Genomic DNA, 16817 nt, shown 5'->3' on the forward strand with positions numbered 1-16817 from the left:
CGGCCGACGACCGTCATGGCCCGATTTCGACAAACCGTGACGTAATGCTCATCCAGTCATGTGCTTGCGGCCGTAGATCAAGCCGAAACGCGGGACGACGGCCCGTCGCCGAGGCACTCGAGATGTCGATCACGGCCGTGGCGGCTCCGACCCGGAGAGACGCCATCTACCGACGCGAGCCGCGAGTAGTCCGCGTTCACGGTCACTCCACGACCGACAGGGGTGGCGTCAGATCGACTGCTGGTAGCCACACGTCGGACACGTCATCATGCCGTCGGCGATAAGAAGATAGCTCCGCTCGCAGTGGCCACAGGGGCAGCCGATCGAAACGCCCGCCTGTCTGGCGACCGCACGGAGCGTGTTCTCCAGCAACGGAAGCCGGGTTTCGATCCGTTCGAGGCGTGCGGTCACGTTCCGTAGCTCGGACGCCGTCCGCTCGAGGCGTGGCGTCGCGTCGGTGGGGGAGGTTCGCCAACGCCGGTAGTCACGCCCGCGGTCGTCCGTCCGTGCGGGTATTCGAGGCGTCATCGAACAGTATAGGCCGCGGAAAAACATATATGTGTCTCGTGGTCGAGTGAATCGTTCGCACCGTCGAAACGCCACCCCGTCTCGGACGAACGCCGGATCCGATCCGAGAGTCGATGCGGACGAGATCAGGCGCTGCTCGCTCTCGACTGGGTCAACTGCCAGCTCCCATAGATGCTCCCGCCGGCCAGGATCGCCACGAGCGCGCCGGCGATCACGTTACTCCAGAGGAGCCGGCCCGCGGTTACCTGCAGGACGAACGGGGCGGCGAGCACCCACAGCCCGAGGAGCGCGGCAAGGGTCGGTGCGGCGACGCTCGGCAACGGACCGCCGTCGGGCCAGCCGGCGGTGTACGACGCGAACGCGGCGATTGCTGCGCCAGCGAGGAAGTTGTTCATGATGATGGGGCCGGAGCCCGTCAGGATCACTCCCGACCAGAGGATCCAGGCTCCGAGCGCGGCGGCGAACCCGGCCGTCCGCACCGGGATCGACGATCGATCGGTCGTCGCGCGTGTCTCGCTCATACCGCTCGTATGCACCCTGCGATGCTAAATGTGGTCCAAGCATTGTGCCGCTAACTGGCGTCGGCGGGTCGGATTCCGTTTCCCGTTTCCGACGGCTCCGCTCGGGACGCGCGTTCCGTCGAGAAGTGAGTCTGCCCTAATTCATTCAATATCTGAAGCATTTCGGCGAGAGGGACAGAAACGACCGTTTGCCGAGTACGGCGGATTGCAAGGGATATTTTGTCGGATCACGGTGTCGGAATCGGACCCACGCAGTTTTATTCTCTCAGACGAATTAGTTGCTATGACTCCGGGGGAGATGCGGATGGACGGGGTGGTCGACATCCTGTTAGTCGAGCCGAATCCTGGCGATACGCGACTGTTCACCGAGAACTTCAGGGACGCGAAACTGCTCAACACGATTCACTCCGTCTCCGACGGCGAGTCCGCACTCGAGTTCGTCCGCCAGCGCGGCGAGTACGCGGACGTCCCGCGTCCGGACATCGTTCTGCTCGAGCCACAACTCCCCGGAACCAGCGGTATGGACGTTCTTGCGGAGCTAAACGGCGACTCGGTGCTCCGTGAGATCCCCGTCGTCATCCTCACGAGTTCGAAAGCCGGCGAGGATATCGTCAAAGGCCACGATCTCGAGGCCGACTGCTACATCCGAAAACCGGTCGCCCCGGAGGAGTTCGTGGACTTCGTCCACTCGCTCGAAGAGTTCTGGTTCGCGATCGTTCGGAATCCGGTCGACGGCGACTGACGACCTCCCCTATCGTCCCTCGAACCGATCGAATCCCGTTTCGCTCCCGAGCTGCCCGACACCGTTTTCGGCGTTCGCACCCTAAGAATTCGTATGACAACCACTGCATCCACAGCCGACCGTCCGCCCACCAGCAAGGCCGTTCTCTACTGTTTCGACTGTGGACACGAGAGTTCGTTCGACGGCGACTGGAACGTCCGCCGAACGATCGACGGCGACAGATACGACTGCCCCGAGTGTGGGACGACGATCACCGTTCGGCCGACCAAGGCGACTCGAGGCGCCGACCGACACACCACGTCCTGTTACTGCACCTGAGATCGAGCCATCGGTCCCGCCGTGCGTTTAGCCGCCACTCGAGCGGCGTCGTCGCGCGTAACGTGTACACAAATCGCTTTCGTCAACGAACTCGTTCCCTGATTGAAGGGCCGTTATCGGACCAGACTGACCAGATCCACAGACTCTATTGGGCCCGTTAGAGTTACGCTTATACGCTTGCACTGTCACGCACGGATATGGCGTTAGCAGACGACGAGAGCGATGGCGAAATCGGGGAGACGATCGACATCTTACTGGTCGAGCCGAATCCCGGCGATATGCGCCTCTTCGAGGAGAATTTCAGAGAGGCGAAGCTCATGAACGCCGTCCACGCCGTCACCGACGGCGAGGCGGCGCTCGAGTTCGTCAACCAACGCGGCGAGTACGCGGACGCTCCGCGACCGGATCTCATCTTACTTGAGCCACAGCTTCCCGGCCAGAGCGGCATGGAGGTCCTCGCGCAACTGAACGACGAACCCCTACTCCGTGAGATCCCCGTGATCGTGCTCACGAGTTCGGAGGTGGGCGAATCGATCGTCAAGTCTCACGATCTCGAGGCGGACGCCTACATCCAGAAGCCGGTAGAGACCGACGAGTTCATCGAGTTCGTTCGGGAGGTCGAGGAGTTCTGGTTCGCCATCGTCAAAACTGAACCCACCAACTGAGTCGTCTGTCGAGCCATCAGTCGCTCCCGACCGGCCACGGCTCTTGTCGTCACGCGCCTGTGGTCTCACTTTCAGTTCTGCTCTCTCGCCTACCGTTGCCGAAGGACCCTTGACCGACCGCATTTTGCGGGCATTCGTTCGAACCGCAACCGGGTCGTTCGGCCGGTCGTCGTTCACGACAGTCCGAGGGCGTGGATGCGTCGTTCGGAACTACATCGCCCTCGAGCCCCGATTCCGAACCAGGTGCCGATAATAAGGGGAAGGTGATTGCTTAGAGCAAGTTTTCATACGATCTGCTGTAACAATTTATCGGCGCAATCGCTGGCCGGTTCGAGGTTGCGCCGGAAATAACTTACAGCAGACCGTATCAGTCCGATCCCGAACTGTCGTACAACTCCTCGAACTCTCCTTCGCCGCGGATCAGTTCATCGACACCTTCGGCGAGTGTGACGTCTCCGAAGACGGTCGCCCGATAGTACGTGTACAGCCCGTCCTGTCCTCGTTCCGTACGTTGTCGCTTCTCGACGAGCCCGACCTCGAGTAGCTTGTTGAGGTGGTAGTGCAGGGTGCTGTCGTCGATATCGATCGCTTTCTCTTCTATCTAATGGGACCGTACAAGTCGTTCAACCTCAACTACGTGCTCAGCGACGAAGAGCGTCGAGACATCGACGTCGACGAACTTCCAGGTCCCCTTCGCAAACTGTTCCGGAACAAAATTGACATCACCGAGGCACAGGCGCTCTTGCGGCGGGTACAGGGTGAGCTCCGAACCGACCCCGGAGTGAACGCGTTTCTGGCCCTCGACGCCGATGTGGACACTGACAACGTGAATGCAGTGACCCAGAGCATCGAGTACACGCGATGCAGCAATGCGACCGCGTTCATCGTCCCGTTTCTCGGACACAACTTCGGCGTCACTGAGGAAGCCGGAAGTATTCTCGAGAACCTCGCGGAAACGCATGCTGGTCGGTTGCTCTTTGTTCACGAGGACGACGTAACGAGTGCGATGATGCGATCAGCGACGGTACAGTGGGACCTGCGAGTCGAAACGTACGAGACCGAGACCGAACTCGTCGATACCCTCCGCCGGTTCGTTGGCGGAATCATGCACCGCGAACGCCGCGGCGACCTCAACCACCTCGGCTGATCGTCGACATGACGTTTTCCGTCGTGCAACGAATTGTTCGACCGGTTGATGTCTCTCGAATGGAACGTCCGACGGAATGGGCCAGAGGAATTTGTACCACGGTCGCAGCAAGCTGCTCCCTGATTCAAATCCTCCGGATTACATACCTGTCGCTCGCGGACTTGCTCGCGACAAAAGTATGGGGCCGGAGGGATTTGAACCCCGATCCGACGAGAGGAGCGCCATACGCACCGAATATGGCACTCTCGTCGGTAAACCGACCCTGATACCCGAGTGGTGCGCGAGGGAACCCCCCCGCTTCCATCACCTGAGGGTTGATCCGGTGGTCAGCTCACGTTCGGCGGTTCAGATCGATACCAATGACACCGAACGTAACTCCGAAGCAAGCAGTAGAGGACTTCCTCGCAGAGCGAGAGGATGAAGTCAGCAAAGCCAGCCATCGAAACTACAAGTACGCACTCAAGGAGCTAATACAGTTCTGTGAGAATCAAGGCATTGAGGAGGTCGGAGAGCTTCACGGCTACCACCTGAAACAGTACAAGCTCCGAAGGCGAGGACAGGGCATCAAGGAGGTCACGTTGAAGAACAATCTCTCGACCCTCCGGGTATTCCTCCGCTGGTGCGAGCAGGCAGAACTCGTCGAGCAAGGATTTGCAGAGCTGGTGCAGCTCCCTGATCTCAATTCCGATGATCGGGTGAGCGAAACAGTTCTTTCACTCAACCGAATAGAAGACATTCTGAACTACTACTACAAATTCGAATATGCTACGCGCCGCCATGCTGTCTTCCAGCTAATGTGGCACACTTGTTTCCGCATGGGCACAGCCGTTGGCCTTGATCTTGAAGACTATCTCTCGGGTCAGAAACGGCTCAAAGTGCGTCATCGCCCGGAGACTGGCACTCCGCTAAAGAACGGCATTGAGGGGGAGCGCATTGTGAATCTAAACGATCGAATCACACAAGTTCTTGACGACTACATTCAAGTTCAACGGCATGACGTGACAGACGACTACGGTCGGGAACCGCTTTTTACTACCCGCCACGGTCGCCTATCTCGGACAGCACTCAGAAAAAACTTCTACGGGATTACCCGACCGTGTAAGATCGGCGGGAATTGTCCACATGATCGCTGCATTGAGGAGTGTGAAGCGGCGATCAGGAAGGCAAACTCATCCCAATGTCCATCAAGTCGGAGTCCTCACCCGATCCGACGTGCTGCGATAACCTATCATCTCAATCGAGACTGGCCTGCGGAGAAAGTTAGCGAACGGGCGAATGTAACCGTTGACGTTCTGGAAGAACACTACGACAGTCGAACAGAAGGCGAGCGAGCAACAACTAGAAGGCAGTATTTGGATAACCTCTAAATAGAGTATCAAAGTCCATCGTCGGGAAGATATGGCTTGTCGTTGAACCTATTGCTGATGTATGTGATAAGTGATTTTTTCTTTGCAGCGTCATCGATTATTTCCTGAAAATCTTTATCAGAATCATAGTTGTCAAAGAACATAGCCCAATATTCACGCTCGTTGAATGCCGAGACGGGCATATCAAAGCCGAAATCTGTTCTCCAGATAAGGAAGTCTTCTAATCGGCCTAATTCGTCAGTCTGATGTGCCAATTCAAACAGATCAAAGAGTGTTATTAGCAAGACGCGATCTCCTTCCTCGACTGCTTCGTAAATCCCGTTCATTCCAAATGTTTGGTCAATATGTTGGTTTTGAGAAAACAAGGTAGGTAGTAATCCATCGAGAACTACTATTACTCCATATTCCTTCTCGAGTGGGGATTTATCACCTGCGAGATGGTACAATACATCCTCTCCTTGGTCTTTTAAGAATTTTAATGTGTTATCCCCCTGTGAGATCGCATCTTTGAACTTTTCTTCAAATCTGTTTAGTGCTATCGAGGCATTGCCGGGGACCTTCCGGAAGATTGGATGAGATTTGACTTCTACAGCCCAGTAAGAATTTTCAAAAAAGAGTAATCCATCTGTCTCATGAGGATGAGGATCAGTATATTTGAAAGAGTGAACCAGATTTCGACTATTGAACTCAGCAAGTGCTTCTAAAGCTAATTCTTCGACTAGATCGCCCTTCTGATTGTCTTCTAAATCTCTCAAACTTTTATGATTCTGGAAAATTTCCTCTATTCTTATTTGTGTTGTACTCACTAAGAGGGAAGGGAACGGAACTAAAATCCTGTTTTCCTCACCAACTACCTCAAAGAGTGGCGTTTTTAGAAACTGATGTTGGGAGTATTCGACTTCAGGTCCATATGGTTTAGAGAGAAAATCAATCATCGCATTTGCTGCGTCAATCCGCTCGGTGAGGGAAAGAGATTGTGCCAACTGCTGATTATCCGTTTTAGCCAAAAAGGAATCAATTAGCTCGCTTCGTGAGAATTCGATACAAGCTCGCCATCTATTCTGGAATTGCTTACTAGGATCTTCAAATTCATTCATTTCTGTATATTCTTCTTTATCCTCGAATTCATAAAAATTGGATTTAATGTCCAAATTTTCAGCTCTGTCTGCAATCTGGTTATAAATAAATGCCTCAAAAGAGACCAAATCAACTGCTGAATATCCTAATTCATTCCGAATCTGTTCACTCAAATCAGCATAGCGTATACTAAGATACATCTGGTAATGTTGTAGATCGGGATCATCGGGATACATCAGTAGTAGTTCTCGAAACGATTGCTCTGGTTCATCTGGGTCTAAACCATTGTTTTCCCCATAGTCGCTAATAGCTATATCTGAGACTTTGCCATCAAACAACTCACCTGTCTGTAGAGCTTTATCAAAGTACCCTCGTAGAAGTGGTCTTCTCTCAGTATTGTACCTGGTAGCGGCAGAAATGAAACTAAGATTATCGACGCTTTGTCTAGACATTATTGGTATCAATACATTTCATTTACAAAATAGTATTGGCTTTTGTTATAAAATAGACATCTTCAGCTGTTGTCTTCTGCGTTCAATCGCATTGAGGGAAGGGAGTCCCGATCACTTTCACTTAGCATCATAACTCTGAATCGCAGGAAGGCACGTGACTCCAACCCCTGACCGACTGAAATCCATCACTACATTGAGGGCGCGAATTTAAGGAGGATACTCTCTGCTAACCATTTTGAAGCGATAGAGGGAGTAATGGGGCCGGAGGGATTTGAACCCCCGATCGACTGATATCTCCGGTGCGCCTCGGAACTCCAGAGGGTCATCACACGGACACTGATCAGGTGTCCGATCAGTATATCAGTCTGGAGTGTCGTCCCGGGCGCCGTAGCCTCTGGAGTCAGTCGCCATCCCTGGCTTGGCCACAGCCCCTCGTTTTGCAGTTGGTCGATCCTGCGTAAAGTGGTTTCGATTCGGAATCCGCCCTACAGCCACGGGGCCCGACCCTGCGTGTCGGTCGAGTCGTCGCCCGGATACGGTCCCGAATCGGAGTCGTCGTCGCTCGAGTCCGCGTCGTCGGGATCCGACCCGCCGCCGTCGGTCAGCGCGCCCAGGCTGTCCGTGGGCGAATCGTCGCCGTCGGTTGCGCTGTCACTCGAGTCGCGCTCGAGCGGCAGATCGATCGCGAACACGCCGGCGACGAGCAGCGCGGCTAGCGGTGCCTGTCCGAAGGCCATCCCGAGCATCGACAGCGGGAGCAGTCCGAGGGCGACCGCGCTGCCGAAGCGGAAGCGATCGATGTCCATGCAACCGCGGAGGTACGGGCCGCCGAGGGCGATGGCGAGCGCGAACGCGACGCCGACGCCCGCGGCGAGGACGGCGTTTGCGACCAATGCGGGGTTGTCCATGACGACGAACTCGGCACCCGCGGGGTCGATGCTCGCGACGAGCCCGAGGCCGATGATGACGGCCGGGTTCGGGAGGTAGTCGCCGATCGTCGCGCTGGCGGTCTTGGCCGCGATGGCGACGATGACCAGCGCCGCGAACCGTTCGAAGATGACGATATCGAGGACGCTCCCGATCGCCGGCGCGAGCGCGGCCTGCACTCCCGCGAGTAGTATCAGCGGAACTCCGACGAGCATGACGATCGTGGCCTGTTCCCGGGGCGTCCCGGACATCTCTGCGAGGATCACCGCGACCGTGGCGCTGCCGCCGAAGATCAGTAGGCCGACCTGGACGGCACCGAGCGGGTCGTCCAACGCGCCCGCAAGGATCAGCGCCGGGAAGACGCCGTCGATCAGCGGCAACATCATCACCAGCGCTAACAGACGGGTATCACCACCGACTATTCGCTCGAGGCGGAGTGCGACCGGGTGTCGTGACGTACTCATGAGTCAGGCTCGATGGCCATGACCCGAGGCCGGTGGGCAATAGGGTGGACGGTCCCGTCGAGACTGGTGAATCGCACACCGGGTCGTCCAGTTGCGGCCTCGCGCTGTGAATTGTTTTGTGAATTTCCCGAACTGGAAATTGGCGGCGTCACTGTCGACGCTCGTCCGACCAACGGTTCGGGCAGCACTGAAATTCACAGCGTACATACCCGTATCGAGAACCGGATTCTCAATAAGCGTTGTGTGGGACGCGGTCGCATAACTTGCCGCATTCGTACCACTGGGTGCCAGAAGCGGTCGGGAATGTACACACCTGCGCTTGACAACTGTGGCTGAGAGCGTGGTTCGGTCGACGAACGTCCACTCGAAAAGAGTCAACGACCGGCGCTATGGGTTTTCCGTACGGCCCGCGGTCGTCCGGCCACCTCGAGCGCACGGGTTCACGCTCGTCGACGTTCGTCCATCCCGCTACCGGGTATCACTTTCTCGCCGAAAGCCTCGACAACCGTTCGCACCCAGTTCGTATCTCGCAACGCTTTTTGCTCACGGGTTCGGACGGTTTACATGGCGAACGATATCCCTGAGCAGGAGCCTTATTCTTCGAAATTACAGGTACCGGAAGCGCTAACCTTCGACGACGTCCTCTTGCGTCCGAAAGAGAGTCGCGTCGAACCCGACGACGCGGACCTCACCACGTACGTCTCGAAATCCGTCGAGGTGTCGGTGCCGATCCTCTCGGCCGCGATGGACACCGTCACCGAGAGCGGGATGGCCATCGCGATGGCCCGCCACGGCGGCCTGGGCGTTCTCCATCGCAACATGAACGTCGACGCGATGGTCGAGGAGATCGAACGGGTCAAGAGCGCCGACGAACTCATCATCCCGCTCGACTCGGTCGTCACCGCCGATCCCGAGATGAGCGTCCGGGAAGTCGACGAGCAGATGGCCCGCCAGGGCGTCGGCGGTGCACCGGTCGTCAACACCCGCGGCGAGGTGCTTGGCATCATCTCGAGTACCGACATCCGACCCCACCTCGAGGTCAACGAGGACGATCCGGTCACCGAAGCGATGACCGACGAGGTCGTGACGGCCTCCGAGGACATCGATCCGCGCGACGCGTTCGACCTGATGTACGAGCACAAAATCGAGCGCGTGCCGGTCGTCGACGACGAGAACCTGCTGGTCGGGCTGGTGACGATGCAGGGCATCCTCCAGCGCCGCGAGTACCAACAGGCCGTCCGCGACGACGACGGACGCCTCCGCTGTGGCGTCGCCGTCAGCCCCTTCGAACAGGAGCGAGCCGAGGCCGCCGACGAGGCCGGCGCGGACGTGCTGTTCATCGATACCGCCCACGCCCACAACCTGAACGTCATCGACGGCGCTCGAGAGATCAAGGAGTCCGTCGAGGCCGACGTCGTCGTCGGTAACGTCGGGACGCGCGAAGCGGCCGCGGATCTGGTCGACTTCGCGGACGGGATCAAAGTCGGTATCGGTCCGGGCTCGATCTGTACGACCCGAATCGTCTCGGGCTCCGGTATGCCACAGATCACGGCCGTTGCACAGGTCGCAGACGTCGCGAGCGAACACGACGTACCGGTGATCGCCGACGGCGGAATTCGGTACTCCGGCGACGCGATCAAAGCGGTCGCCGCCGGTGCGGACGCCGTCATGCTCGGCTCCTACTTCGCCGGTACCGAGGAGGCGCCCGGCCGCGTCGTCACGATGAACGGCAAGAAGTACAAGCAGTACCGCGGCATGGGCTCCGTCGGCGCGATGAAGTCCGGCGACAGCGACCGATACCTCAAGGAAGAACCGAACGAGGACGACGAGTACGTCCCCGAAGGCGTCGAGGCCGCAACCCCGTACAAAGGAACGCTCAGGTCCGAACTCCACCAGCTCGCCGGCGGGATGCAGTCCGGCATGGGCTACGTCGGCGCCGAGACGATCCCCGAATTCAAAGAGCGCAGCGAGTTCGTCCGTGTCTCCGCGGCCGGCCAGGCCGAGAGTCACGCCCACGACGTCGTCATCACCGACGAAGCGCCGAACTACTCGCCCGACAGCGAGTAAGGGACCACTCGGAAACCGCGGTCCCGGAAGCGACTCAGACGAGTTCAGTTCGCCGGATCTTCCCGGTCGTCGTGGTCGGGAGCTCCTCTCGAAACTCGATCTCACGCGGATATTCGTACGCCGCTAGCTTCTCACGGACTAACTCACGTATCTCGGCGCGCACAGCCTCGGTTCCGGTGACATCACCCGTCAGCTGGACGACGGCCTTGATAACCTCGCTCCGGGTCTCGTCCGGAACGCCGACGACGCCGACCTGTTCGACGGCCTCGTGCTCGAGAATCGTCTCCTCGACCTCCCGCGGCGCGACGCGGTAGCCGCTCGTGATGATGAGGTCGTCGTCTCGTGACGTAAACCAGTAGTAGCCGTCGTCGTCGCGTTCGGCCAAGTCGCCCGTGAGGTGCCAGACGCCCCCGTCGGGGCCGTCTCCCAGCGTCACCGCCGCCGTCTTCTCCGGAGCGTTCCAGTACGTCTCGAAGATCACCGGATCGTCGCCGCGACGGACGGCAATCTCGCCGATGTCGCCCGCCTCCACGCGCTCGCCGGTCTCGGAATCGACCACGGCGACGTCGTGACCCGGCACGGGTTTCCCCATGCTGCCCGGCTTCGCGGGAAACCACTCCCGGCAGTTGGTCACGAGCAGGTTCGCCTCCGTCTGGCCGTAGAGTTCGTCGACGATTACGCCCTCGAGGACCTTGTCAGCCCACTCGAGGATCTCCCCGGTTAGCGGTTCCCCGCCGGAACAGATCGCCTCGAGGGAAAGGTTGTACCGCTCGCCGGGCTCGTCGACGCTCATCAGCAGCCGGATCGCCGTCGGCGGGAGGAAGGCGTCGGTGACGTCGAACTGGGCCATAATCTCGTAGGCGCGCTCGGGGTCGAACGAGCCCATCGGGTACCCCACCACCGGCCGGCCGTAGTGCCAGGCCGGGAAGACGAGGTCGCCGAGCGCGCCGATCCAGGCCCAGTCGGCGGGCGTCCAGTAGACGCCGTCGCGGACGTCGCGCTCGAAGTACATCGTAAACGCCGGACAGTGTCCGATCCAGACGCCGTGCGTGTGGAGGACGCCCTTCGGCTCGCCCGTGCTGCCGCTCGTGTACATGATGATCGCGGACGTGTCGGCGTCCGTATCGGCCAGTTCGAACGCCGTCTCGTCCCAGTCGACGGCGTCCGCGAACCGCTCCACCGTCACGTCGTCGATGGCCTCCGAATCGATAGCCCGCCCCGAACTCCCGACGACGAGGACGGACTCGAGTCGGGGACAGTCCGGCGCGACCTCGCGCACCGTCTCCCACTGGCTCGCGTCGACGACGGCCACGCGGGCTTCGCTGTCGGTCAGTCGATAGCGGAGCGCGTCGTCGCCGAACAGCACCGACAGCGGGAGCGAGACCGCACCCAGTTTCCAGCAGGCGAGGTGGGTGAGGACGTTCGCCGGCTTCTGCGGGACGACGACGGCGACGCGGTCGCCGTACTCGACGTCGCGGGACTCGAGTGCGTTCGCGACCGCGTTGGAGCGCGCGTCGAGGTCGGCGAACGTGTACGCCTTGTGGCCACCGTCAACCGCTACCTGATAGAGCGCGACTTGTTCGCCGTCGTCGTGCTTGCCGACCAGATCCGCGGCCGCGTTGAACCCCGAGGGAACGTCCCACGAGAACGACTCGCGGGCCTCCTCGTACGAGTCTCCGTCGACGGTGACGTAGTACGCCATACTGCTAGTTGATCACACACACAGCACAAAATAGCCATCGACCGCGAGCGGCGACGACTCGACGACCGTCACTGCGTCGCGGGCAAAATTCGTCCGAATCGCGGTGCTACGGATCGACGGCCGGCGTCGAGAACGCCCCTTCGTCGATCTCGGGATCGTACTCCTCGAGTGCAGCCCGCACGAGTTCGAACACGCCGCGTTTGCTCCAGCGGGCGGTGTTGATCGAGAGGTCGTAGAACTCCCGGTCGTCGATGTCGATTGCGTAGTAGGACTGGTAGCGACCGGCCTCGCTGACCTCGCGGACGCGCATCTCGGCTTCGGTTTCGATACGACCCTCGATCCGGTCCGCGCGGACGTCCTCGGGCGCGTCGAGCCAGATGCGGAGGTCGGCCCGTTCGCCGGCCAGCCAGCCGGCGAGGCGGGACTCGAGGATGAAGGGTTTGTTCGCCGTTCCCCACTTCTCGGCGATCTGCTGGAGGCGCTGGTCGATCGCGCGGTCGATCTCCTCGGAGGAGTCCGCCTGGGCCGTCAACTGGTTGAGGTTCATGCCGCGATCCTCGGCGATCTCGCGGAAGATGTCGCCGCCGGAGACGTACGGACAGCCCATCGCGTCGGCGAGTTGCTCACAGAGCGTCGTCGCGCCACAGCCCGGTGGCCCGGAGACCGTAATGAACAGTGTCGTGTCGATCTCGCCCACCGCCGTCGGGTCCGTAGACATACGTGCTTGCTCACGGTTCTGCGTGAAAAACGGTCCGACTGATCGCGCGCTAAAAGAGCGACCAGCGCGGCGAGTCGAGTTCGATCCCGACGTGCTCGAGTCGCGAGTCCTCCGCGAGGGCCGCCACGGTCTCCCGCTGTGGGTCGGCCTCGCTGGTGCTGACGAGCGTCATCCCGCCGCCGTACCGGGTGTCGTCGAGGCCCGCCTCGGACCACTCGAGTTCGAGTCTGGCGCGGCGAAACCGCGTCCCTTCGACATGTCGAATCGACTCGAGGGCCTCGAGCGGAATCGCGAAGTTCTCCTCGGCGAGGTCGAGTAGTTCCTCGGGGCGGCTGTCCTCAACGATGGCCCGGTCGCGCTCGCCCATATCGGCTCGCAACAGCATCGAGCGGTAGGACTGGCCGACGTAACACCAGACGAGTCGCTCGTTCGTCACCACCAGTTCCCAGAACTCGATCGAGTTCGGGCGCTGGCGGAGCCACCGCGTGAGTCGCGCGATCGATTCCTCGGTGTGGACCATCATCGTTCGAACAGGGCGTGGAGGTCGTTCGGGAGTTCGTTGCGATCCTGGGTCGCAATGGAGACGAAGATGAAGACGATCATCGCGACCAGCAATCCGATCGCTTCTGACGGAACCTCCGCGGGATACGGGTACGTCATCATGACGAAATCGTTGAGCGCGGTCGCCCAGCCGGCCTCCGTAACCGCAGCCAGTTCGCCCGGAACGTTGTAGACGATGTTGAACAGCATGCCGACGACGAGCGAAGCGATCGCTCCCTCCTTCGTCGCTCCCTTCCAGTTGAGTCCCAACACCACCACCGGAACGAACGCGGCGGCGAAGAAGCCCCAACTGATCGCGCCCAGAATGCCGACCAGCGCCTGGGAGTAGAAGACGACGAGCGTCGAGAGCACCGTTAGCGTGGCGAGGGCGGCCTGGGTCACGCGGAGTTCGGTCTTGTCGTCGGTGATCGGTTTTCCGAGTGCTCGTGGGATGTCCCGCGAGATGGCCGCCGCCCCGATGTTGAGAAACGAGTCGCTCGTCGACATGATCGCCGCGAGCAGCGCGGCGAGGATCAGCCCCGCGACGACGCTTCCCGTGTGATCGAGGACGAAGACCGGACCGACCTCGGAGGCGGAGAACGTTTCAGAGATTTCGCCGGCTTCGACCATCGCGCGCATCGAGAGCCCCGCCGAGAAGGCGATCAAACTCGAGATGGCGTAGGAGATGGCCGCGATCGGCGCGCCCCACTTCAGGATCTTCATGTCGCGGCTCATGTAGAACTTCGTGATGAGGTGGGGCTGTCCGGCCGCACCGATGGAGAACAGCATCCACCACGAAATGCCGACGAGGACGGCGACGGCGGGGGCACCTAGCGCGCCGAACGGCGAGATGAGGTTCGGATCCGCGCTGGCGAGGTTCCGCGAGATGGTTCCCATCCCGCCGCCGAACGACATCGCGTAGGCGAAGACGAACCCCGCGCCGACGATCATCGTGATCGCCTGCAGGAAGTCGGTCCAGACGCCGGCGATCATTCCGCCGAGCATGCTGTACAGGAGGAGAATGAGGGCGCCGCCGAGCAGGCCCCAGATGAGCGGAATGCCGAAGATGGCGCGCATGACGAACTGCAGCGCGGCCAGGTTGACCGCGAGGTAGGCGACGACGCCCAGCGCAACGGCGACGCCGCCGAGTCCGCGGACCCACTCGCTCTCGTAGCGGACGTACATCGCGTCCGGCAGGGTCAACACGTTGCGGATGTCGGCGAGAATTCGCATCCGCTTTGCCAAAACGATCCACGTGAGCAGGAAGCCGAGCGGTGCTGTAAAGAAGATCCACAGCGCGGACGTCCCGAACGTGTAGACCAGTTCGGGTCCGCCGACGAAGCCGAACCCGGACTGGATCACCGAGAACGCGGTCAGCGCGAGGACCCACGTCCCGATGCTCTTGCCCGTGATCAGGAAGTCGCTCGTCGATTCGGTCTGCATCCAGCCCCAGGCGCCGATCGCGATGACGATGAGCAGATAGGCAGCCCCGAAACCGATGATGATCGGGTCGTCGGCGATCGGGATCCCCTCCTCCTGCAACGGCATCGGCGCCACCGAAAGCATCGAGAGCGCGTTACTCATCGCTCTCACCTCCGGTCGTCAGTTCGCCGCCGTCGGCCGTCTCGGCGGTTCGTGTCGGCTGCTCCGGCGCCAGCGGGAACGACTCCCGGCGCTGTCGTTCGCGGGCCGATTCGATGATATCGTCGACGATCTCGTCGCTCGCGATCCGATCGAAGATCAGCGAGTAGTAGATCGCGGCGGTCAGCGGTAACAGCCAGATGAACCCGAAGTAGATGAGCGTCGAGACCGGGACCCCGAGCACGTAGCTGTACTCCGCGGTGCCCGGTTCCCACGTCAACCATATTCCGCCCAAACCGATCAGAAAGAACGTCGCCAGTGCACCGATCAGTCCGGTGTACGGTGCGAAATCCGGATCGCCGTCGCTTCGTTCGATCGTCGCGGACGCGATCACCGTGAGGATGACCGCCGCCCCGACGAAGGAAAACGCCCTGTACAACCCGAGACTCGCCGTAATCAGTGCGATCAGTGAAAGTACACCGAGCGCACCCATCGTTCGATTTCGTGCCATTGTGTTGGTTACTCGTGTCGAAGTCGCTTCGCGTTCGATTCGGTTCTACCCGCCGTCCAACCCGTTCTCGAGGGATCGTTCCCGATTCCAGTGATCGTCACTACAGCGGTGCGTCACGGCCCGCTCGAGCGAACTCTCCGTTGGTGACCATCACGATACTACATGCCACGCTCTATACCCCCGAGAATGTGCTTGTTAACATGTCAATAGCCTCCTCGAGACAGGGCTCAAAACGATCGTCGAGTCATCGCTCCGAAGGCGAGTGAATCGACGGGAAAGTCACTGAAACGGCTAAGATGAGCGTTTCCGATTATCCGATCGTAAACGCGTTGTCGCAGTCGGTACAGGTCATTCGGAACGCACCTTCGTTAGTAAGTTCCAATCCGTGACCGACCTCCTCCTCGCAGTCCTGGCAGAAGATCATCGATTCGATCTGGTCCCAGTCGTGTTGGGCACCGGGTGCGCCGAAGGCGAAGCCGACGACCGGGTCGTCGCCGTCGTTGTAGCCCTGCTGGAACTCCCCCGGAGCGAACCGAATCACCTCGTCTTCCCCGACGGTGACCTCGCCCTCCTCGGTGTCGAACGTCGCGGTCCCGGATTGCACGTAGAACACCTCCTCCTGATCGTGGTGGGTGTGATAGCCGCCGGAGAAGGACTCGTCGGCCTCGAGTTCGAAGTAGTTCATCGCGAAGTCCGAGAAGCCGAGTGCCTTCGAAATCGGCCGTCTGATCGAGTGGACATCCATCGGGTTGGTCTCGATATCGACGTCGTCGATTGCGGTTTTCTCCATACGTGCGTGTGTTTCCCTCTCGTATCATAAAACCGCACGATAGTCCATCACAATCACACGGAAGCGGCTCGCGGAGCGACGAAGAGTAATGCCTACGTTCGCTCGCTCCCGAGCATCGGGTGTGAACCGCCGCACGCTACTTCAGTCCGCCGGAGTGGCGGCCGCCGTCGGGCTCGCGGGCTGTGTCGACGGCGTCCAGGAACACTTCGGACTGCAGGGTATCATCCCGATCGAGATCCACAACGAGGGCGACCGCACCCGGAACCTCCACCTCCAGGCTCGAGAGCGCAACGGAGGCCGCGCGAGTTACGAGCAGAGTTACTCCGTCGGTCCGGGCGAGACCGTCGGCCCGCCCCACCTCGACGAGACGGAACAGAGCTTCCGCGCCGCCATCATCGAGAACGAGGACGAGGCGACGGTCAGAGCGGTCTCGATCACGCCCGACACTTCACTCGTCGTGATCCGAATCTCCGAGGACGACCTCGTCGTCGAAGTCCAGCGCAGTGAGGGCGAAGACGAGATCGCGGACGGCACCGAGGACACGGAGGACGCAGACGACGATGACGAGCAAAGCGACGAAAACGGGGACGAGAGCGACGAGAACGAAACCGACTCCGACGACTAATCGCGCTCTTGGTGCTATTTTACGGACATCTTCCCCACCGTGCGTAGTGCTGGATACCGACGTACACGCTCTCCA

General features: G+C 60.1%; 17 protein-coding genes, 1 tRNA gene and 1 pseudogene. 7 read left to right on the plus strand and 12 right to left on the minus strand.

What is annotated here, in order from left to right; genetic code table 11:
* Positions 1-228: 228 nt before the first annotated feature.
* On the minus strand, positions 229-528 hold the full coding sequence (locus tag ACSFC5_RS09310; protein WP_440764936.1) for a hypothetical protein: 300 nt from the start codon (positions 526-528) through the stop codon (positions 229-231).
* Between the two features lie 125 nt (positions 529-653).
* A complete protein-coding gene (locus ACSFC5_RS09315; protein WP_440764937.1) occupies positions 654-1049 on the minus strand; it encodes an SPW repeat domain-containing protein in 396 nt (131 codons plus the stop codon).
* A gap of 283 nt (positions 1050-1332) precedes the next feature.
* Here ACSFC5_RS09315 and ACSFC5_RS09320 point away from each other — a divergent pair, with 283 nt between their 5' ends.
* The 3 genes from ACSFC5_RS09320 to ACSFC5_RS09330 all read left to right on the plus strand — a co-directional run bounded on the left by ACSFC5_RS09320 (position 1333) and on the right by ACSFC5_RS09330 (position 2774).
* Positions 1333-1791: a response regulator gene (locus ACSFC5_RS09320; protein ID WP_440764938.1), complete on the plus strand. Its 459-nt coding sequence runs from the start codon at positions 1333-1335 to the stop codon at positions 1789-1791.
* A gap of 93 nt (positions 1792-1884) precedes the next feature.
* Positions 1885-2109 carry a DUF8106 domain-containing protein gene (locus ACSFC5_RS09325; protein WP_440764939.1) on the plus strand — a complete coding sequence of 75 codons (225 nt, stop codon included), beginning with the start codon at positions 1885-1887 and terminating at the stop codon, positions 2107-2109.
* Between the two features lie 197 nt (positions 2110-2306).
* Positions 2307-2774, plus strand: a complete 468-nt coding sequence (locus tag ACSFC5_RS09330) for a response regulator (protein ID WP_440764940.1) — start codon at positions 2307-2309, stop codon at positions 2772-2774.
* A 367-nt stretch (positions 2775-3141) separates the two neighbouring features.
* Here the strand turns inward: ACSFC5_RS09330 and ACSFC5_RS09335 are convergent.
* Positions 3142-3369, minus strand: a pseudogene (locus ACSFC5_RS09335) (helix-turn-helix domain-containing protein); the annotation flags it as partial.
* Between the two features lie 9 nt (positions 3370-3378).
* Between ACSFC5_RS09335 and ACSFC5_RS09340 the strand changes: the two are divergent.
* The gene (locus ACSFC5_RS09340) at positions 3379-3921 is read left to right on the plus strand and encodes a DUF7509 family protein (RefSeq protein WP_440765038.1); all 543 of its coding nucleotides are present in this window, start codon (positions 3379-3381) and stop codon (positions 3919-3921) included.
* Positions 3922-4280: 359 nt separating this feature from the next.
* On the plus strand, positions 4281-5288 hold the full coding sequence (locus ACSFC5_RS09345) for a tyrosine-type recombinase/integrase (RefSeq protein WP_440764941.1): 1008 nt from the start codon (positions 4281-4283) through the stop codon (positions 5286-5288).
* Between the two features lie 8 nt (positions 5289-5296).
* Here ACSFC5_RS09345 and ACSFC5_RS09350 read toward each other — a convergent pair whose 3' ends face one another.
* From ACSFC5_RS09350 to ACSFC5_RS09360, 3 genes are all read right to left on the minus strand, one after another.
* Positions 5297-6817 (minus strand): hypothetical protein, encoded by a 1521-nt coding sequence (locus ACSFC5_RS09350; protein ID WP_440764942.1) that lies wholly within the window; start codon positions 6815-6817, stop codon positions 5297-5299.
* A gap of 256 nt (positions 6818-7073) precedes the next feature.
* Positions 7074-7249, minus strand: a tRNA-Trp gene (locus tag ACSFC5_RS09355).
* A gap of 53 nt (positions 7250-7302) precedes the next feature.
* Positions 7303-8208: a DUF5794 domain-containing protein gene (locus ACSFC5_RS09360; RefSeq protein WP_440764943.1), complete on the minus strand. Its 906-nt coding sequence runs from the start codon at positions 8206-8208 to the stop codon at positions 7303-7305.
* A gap of 564 nt (positions 8209-8772) precedes the next feature.
* Here ACSFC5_RS09360 and guaB point away from each other — a divergent pair.
* On the plus strand, positions 8773-10275 hold the full coding sequence (guaB, locus tag ACSFC5_RS09365) for an IMP dehydrogenase (RefSeq protein WP_440764944.1): 1503 nt from the start codon (positions 8773-8775) through the stop codon (positions 10273-10275).
* 34 nt (positions 10276-10309) lie between these two features.
* On the opposite strand, the gene ACSFC5_RS09370 is transcribed toward guaB, so the two are convergent.
* From ACSFC5_RS09370 to ACSFC5_RS09395, 6 genes are all read right to left on the minus strand, one after another.
* Complete coding sequence (locus ACSFC5_RS09370; protein WP_440764945.1) at positions 10310-11977, minus strand: acetate--CoA ligase; 1668 nt, start codon at positions 11975-11977, stop codon at positions 10310-10312.
* 106 nt (positions 11978-12083) lie between these two features.
* Entirely contained in the window at positions 12084-12695 is a 612-nt protein-coding gene (gene cmk / locus ACSFC5_RS09375) for a (d)CMP kinase (RefSeq protein ID WP_440764946.1), read from the minus strand.
* Positions 12696-12744: 49 nt separating this feature from the next.
* The gene (locus ACSFC5_RS09380) at positions 12745-13218 is read right to left on the minus strand and encodes a hypothetical protein (RefSeq protein ID WP_440764947.1); all 474 of its coding nucleotides are present in this window, start codon (positions 13216-13218) and stop codon (positions 12745-12747) included.
* Positions 13215-14819, minus strand: coding sequence for a sodium/proline symporter (locus ACSFC5_RS09385; protein ID WP_440764948.1), 1605 nt, complete (start codon positions 14817-14819; stop codon positions 13215-13217). Before ACSFC5_RS09385 ends, ACSFC5_RS09380 begins: the two co-directional genes overlap by 4 nt.
* Positions 14812-15327, minus strand: coding sequence for a hypothetical protein (locus ACSFC5_RS09390; RefSeq protein ID WP_440764949.1), 516 nt, complete (start codon positions 15325-15327; stop codon positions 14812-14814). The genes ACSFC5_RS09385 and ACSFC5_RS09390 overlap by 8 nt, the downstream gene beginning before the upstream one ends.
* A gap of 310 nt (positions 15328-15637) precedes the next feature.
* Positions 15638-16117, minus strand: a complete 480-nt coding sequence (locus tag ACSFC5_RS09395) for a cupin domain-containing protein (RefSeq protein ID WP_440764950.1) — start codon at positions 16115-16117, stop codon at positions 15638-15640.
* Between the two features lie 154 nt (positions 16118-16271).
* On the opposite strand from ACSFC5_RS09395, the gene ACSFC5_RS09400 reads away from it, so the two are divergent.
* A complete protein-coding gene (locus ACSFC5_RS09400; protein ID WP_440765039.1) occupies positions 16272-16742 on the plus strand; it encodes a hypothetical protein in 471 nt (156 codons plus the stop codon).
* Positions 16743-16817 lie beyond the last annotated feature (75 nt).

Source organism: Natronorubrum marinum, from assembly GCF_052040125.1.
Taxonomy (GTDB): Archaea; Halobacteriota; Halobacteria; order Halobacteriales; family Natrialbaceae; genus Natronorubrum.

Bases quoted from the DNA above. Each gene is read 5' to 3' on its own strand.
- ACSFC5_RS09310 (WP_440764936.1), bottom strand. From the start codon at position 528: ATGACGCCTCGAATACCCGCACGGACGGACGACCGCGGGCGTGACTAC.
- ACSFC5_RS09315 (WP_440764937.1), bottom strand. From the start codon at position 1,049: ATGAGCGAGACACGCGCGACGACCGATCGATCGTCGATCCCGGTGCGG.
- ACSFC5_RS09320 (WP_440764938.1), top strand. From the start codon at position 1,333: ATGACTCCGGGGGAGATGCGGATGGACGGGGTGGTCGACATCCTGTTA.
- ACSFC5_RS09325 (WP_440764939.1), top strand. From the start codon at position 1,885: ATGACAACCACTGCATCCACAGCCGACCGTCCGCCCACCAGCAAGGCC.
- ACSFC5_RS09330 (WP_440764940.1), top strand. From the start codon at position 2,307: ATGGCGTTAGCAGACGACGAGAGCGATGGCGAAATCGGGGAGACGATC.
- ACSFC5_RS09340 (WP_440765038.1), top strand. From the start codon at position 3,379: ATGGGACCGTACAAGTCGTTCAACCTCAACTACGTGCTCAGCGACGAA.
- ACSFC5_RS09345 (WP_440764941.1), top strand. From the start codon at position 4,281: ATGACACCGAACGTAACTCCGAAGCAAGCAGTAGAGGACTTCCTCGCA.
- ACSFC5_RS09350 (WP_440764942.1), bottom strand. From the start codon at position 6,817: ATGTCTAGACAAAGCGTCGATAATCTTAGTTTCATTTCTGCCGCTACC.
- ACSFC5_RS09360 (WP_440764943.1), bottom strand. From the start codon at position 8,208: ATGAGTACGTCACGACACCCGGTCGCACTCCGCCTCGAGCGAATAGTC.
- guaB (WP_440764944.1), top strand. From the start codon at position 8,773: ATGGCGAACGATATCCCTGAGCAGGAGCCTTATTCTTCGAAATTACAG.
- ACSFC5_RS09370 (WP_440764945.1), bottom strand. From the start codon at position 11,977: ATGGCGTACTACGTCACCGTCGACGGAGACTCGTACGAGGAGGCCCGC.
- cmk (WP_440764946.1), bottom strand. From the start codon at position 12,695: ATGTCTACGGACCCGACGGCGGTGGGCGAGATCGACACGACACTGTTC.
- ACSFC5_RS09380 (WP_440764947.1), bottom strand. From the start codon at position 13,218: ATGATGGTCCACACCGAGGAATCGATCGCGCGACTCACGCGGTGGCTC.
- ACSFC5_RS09385 (WP_440764948.1), bottom strand. From the start codon at position 14,819: ATGAGTAACGCGCTCTCGATGCTTTCGGTGGCGCCGATGCCGTTGCAG.
- ACSFC5_RS09390 (WP_440764949.1), bottom strand. From the start codon at position 15,327: ATGGCACGAAATCGAACGATGGGTGCGCTCGGTGTACTTTCACTGATC.
- ACSFC5_RS09395 (WP_440764950.1), bottom strand. From the start codon at position 16,117: ATGGAGAAAACCGCAATCGACGACGTCGATATCGAGACCAACCCGATG.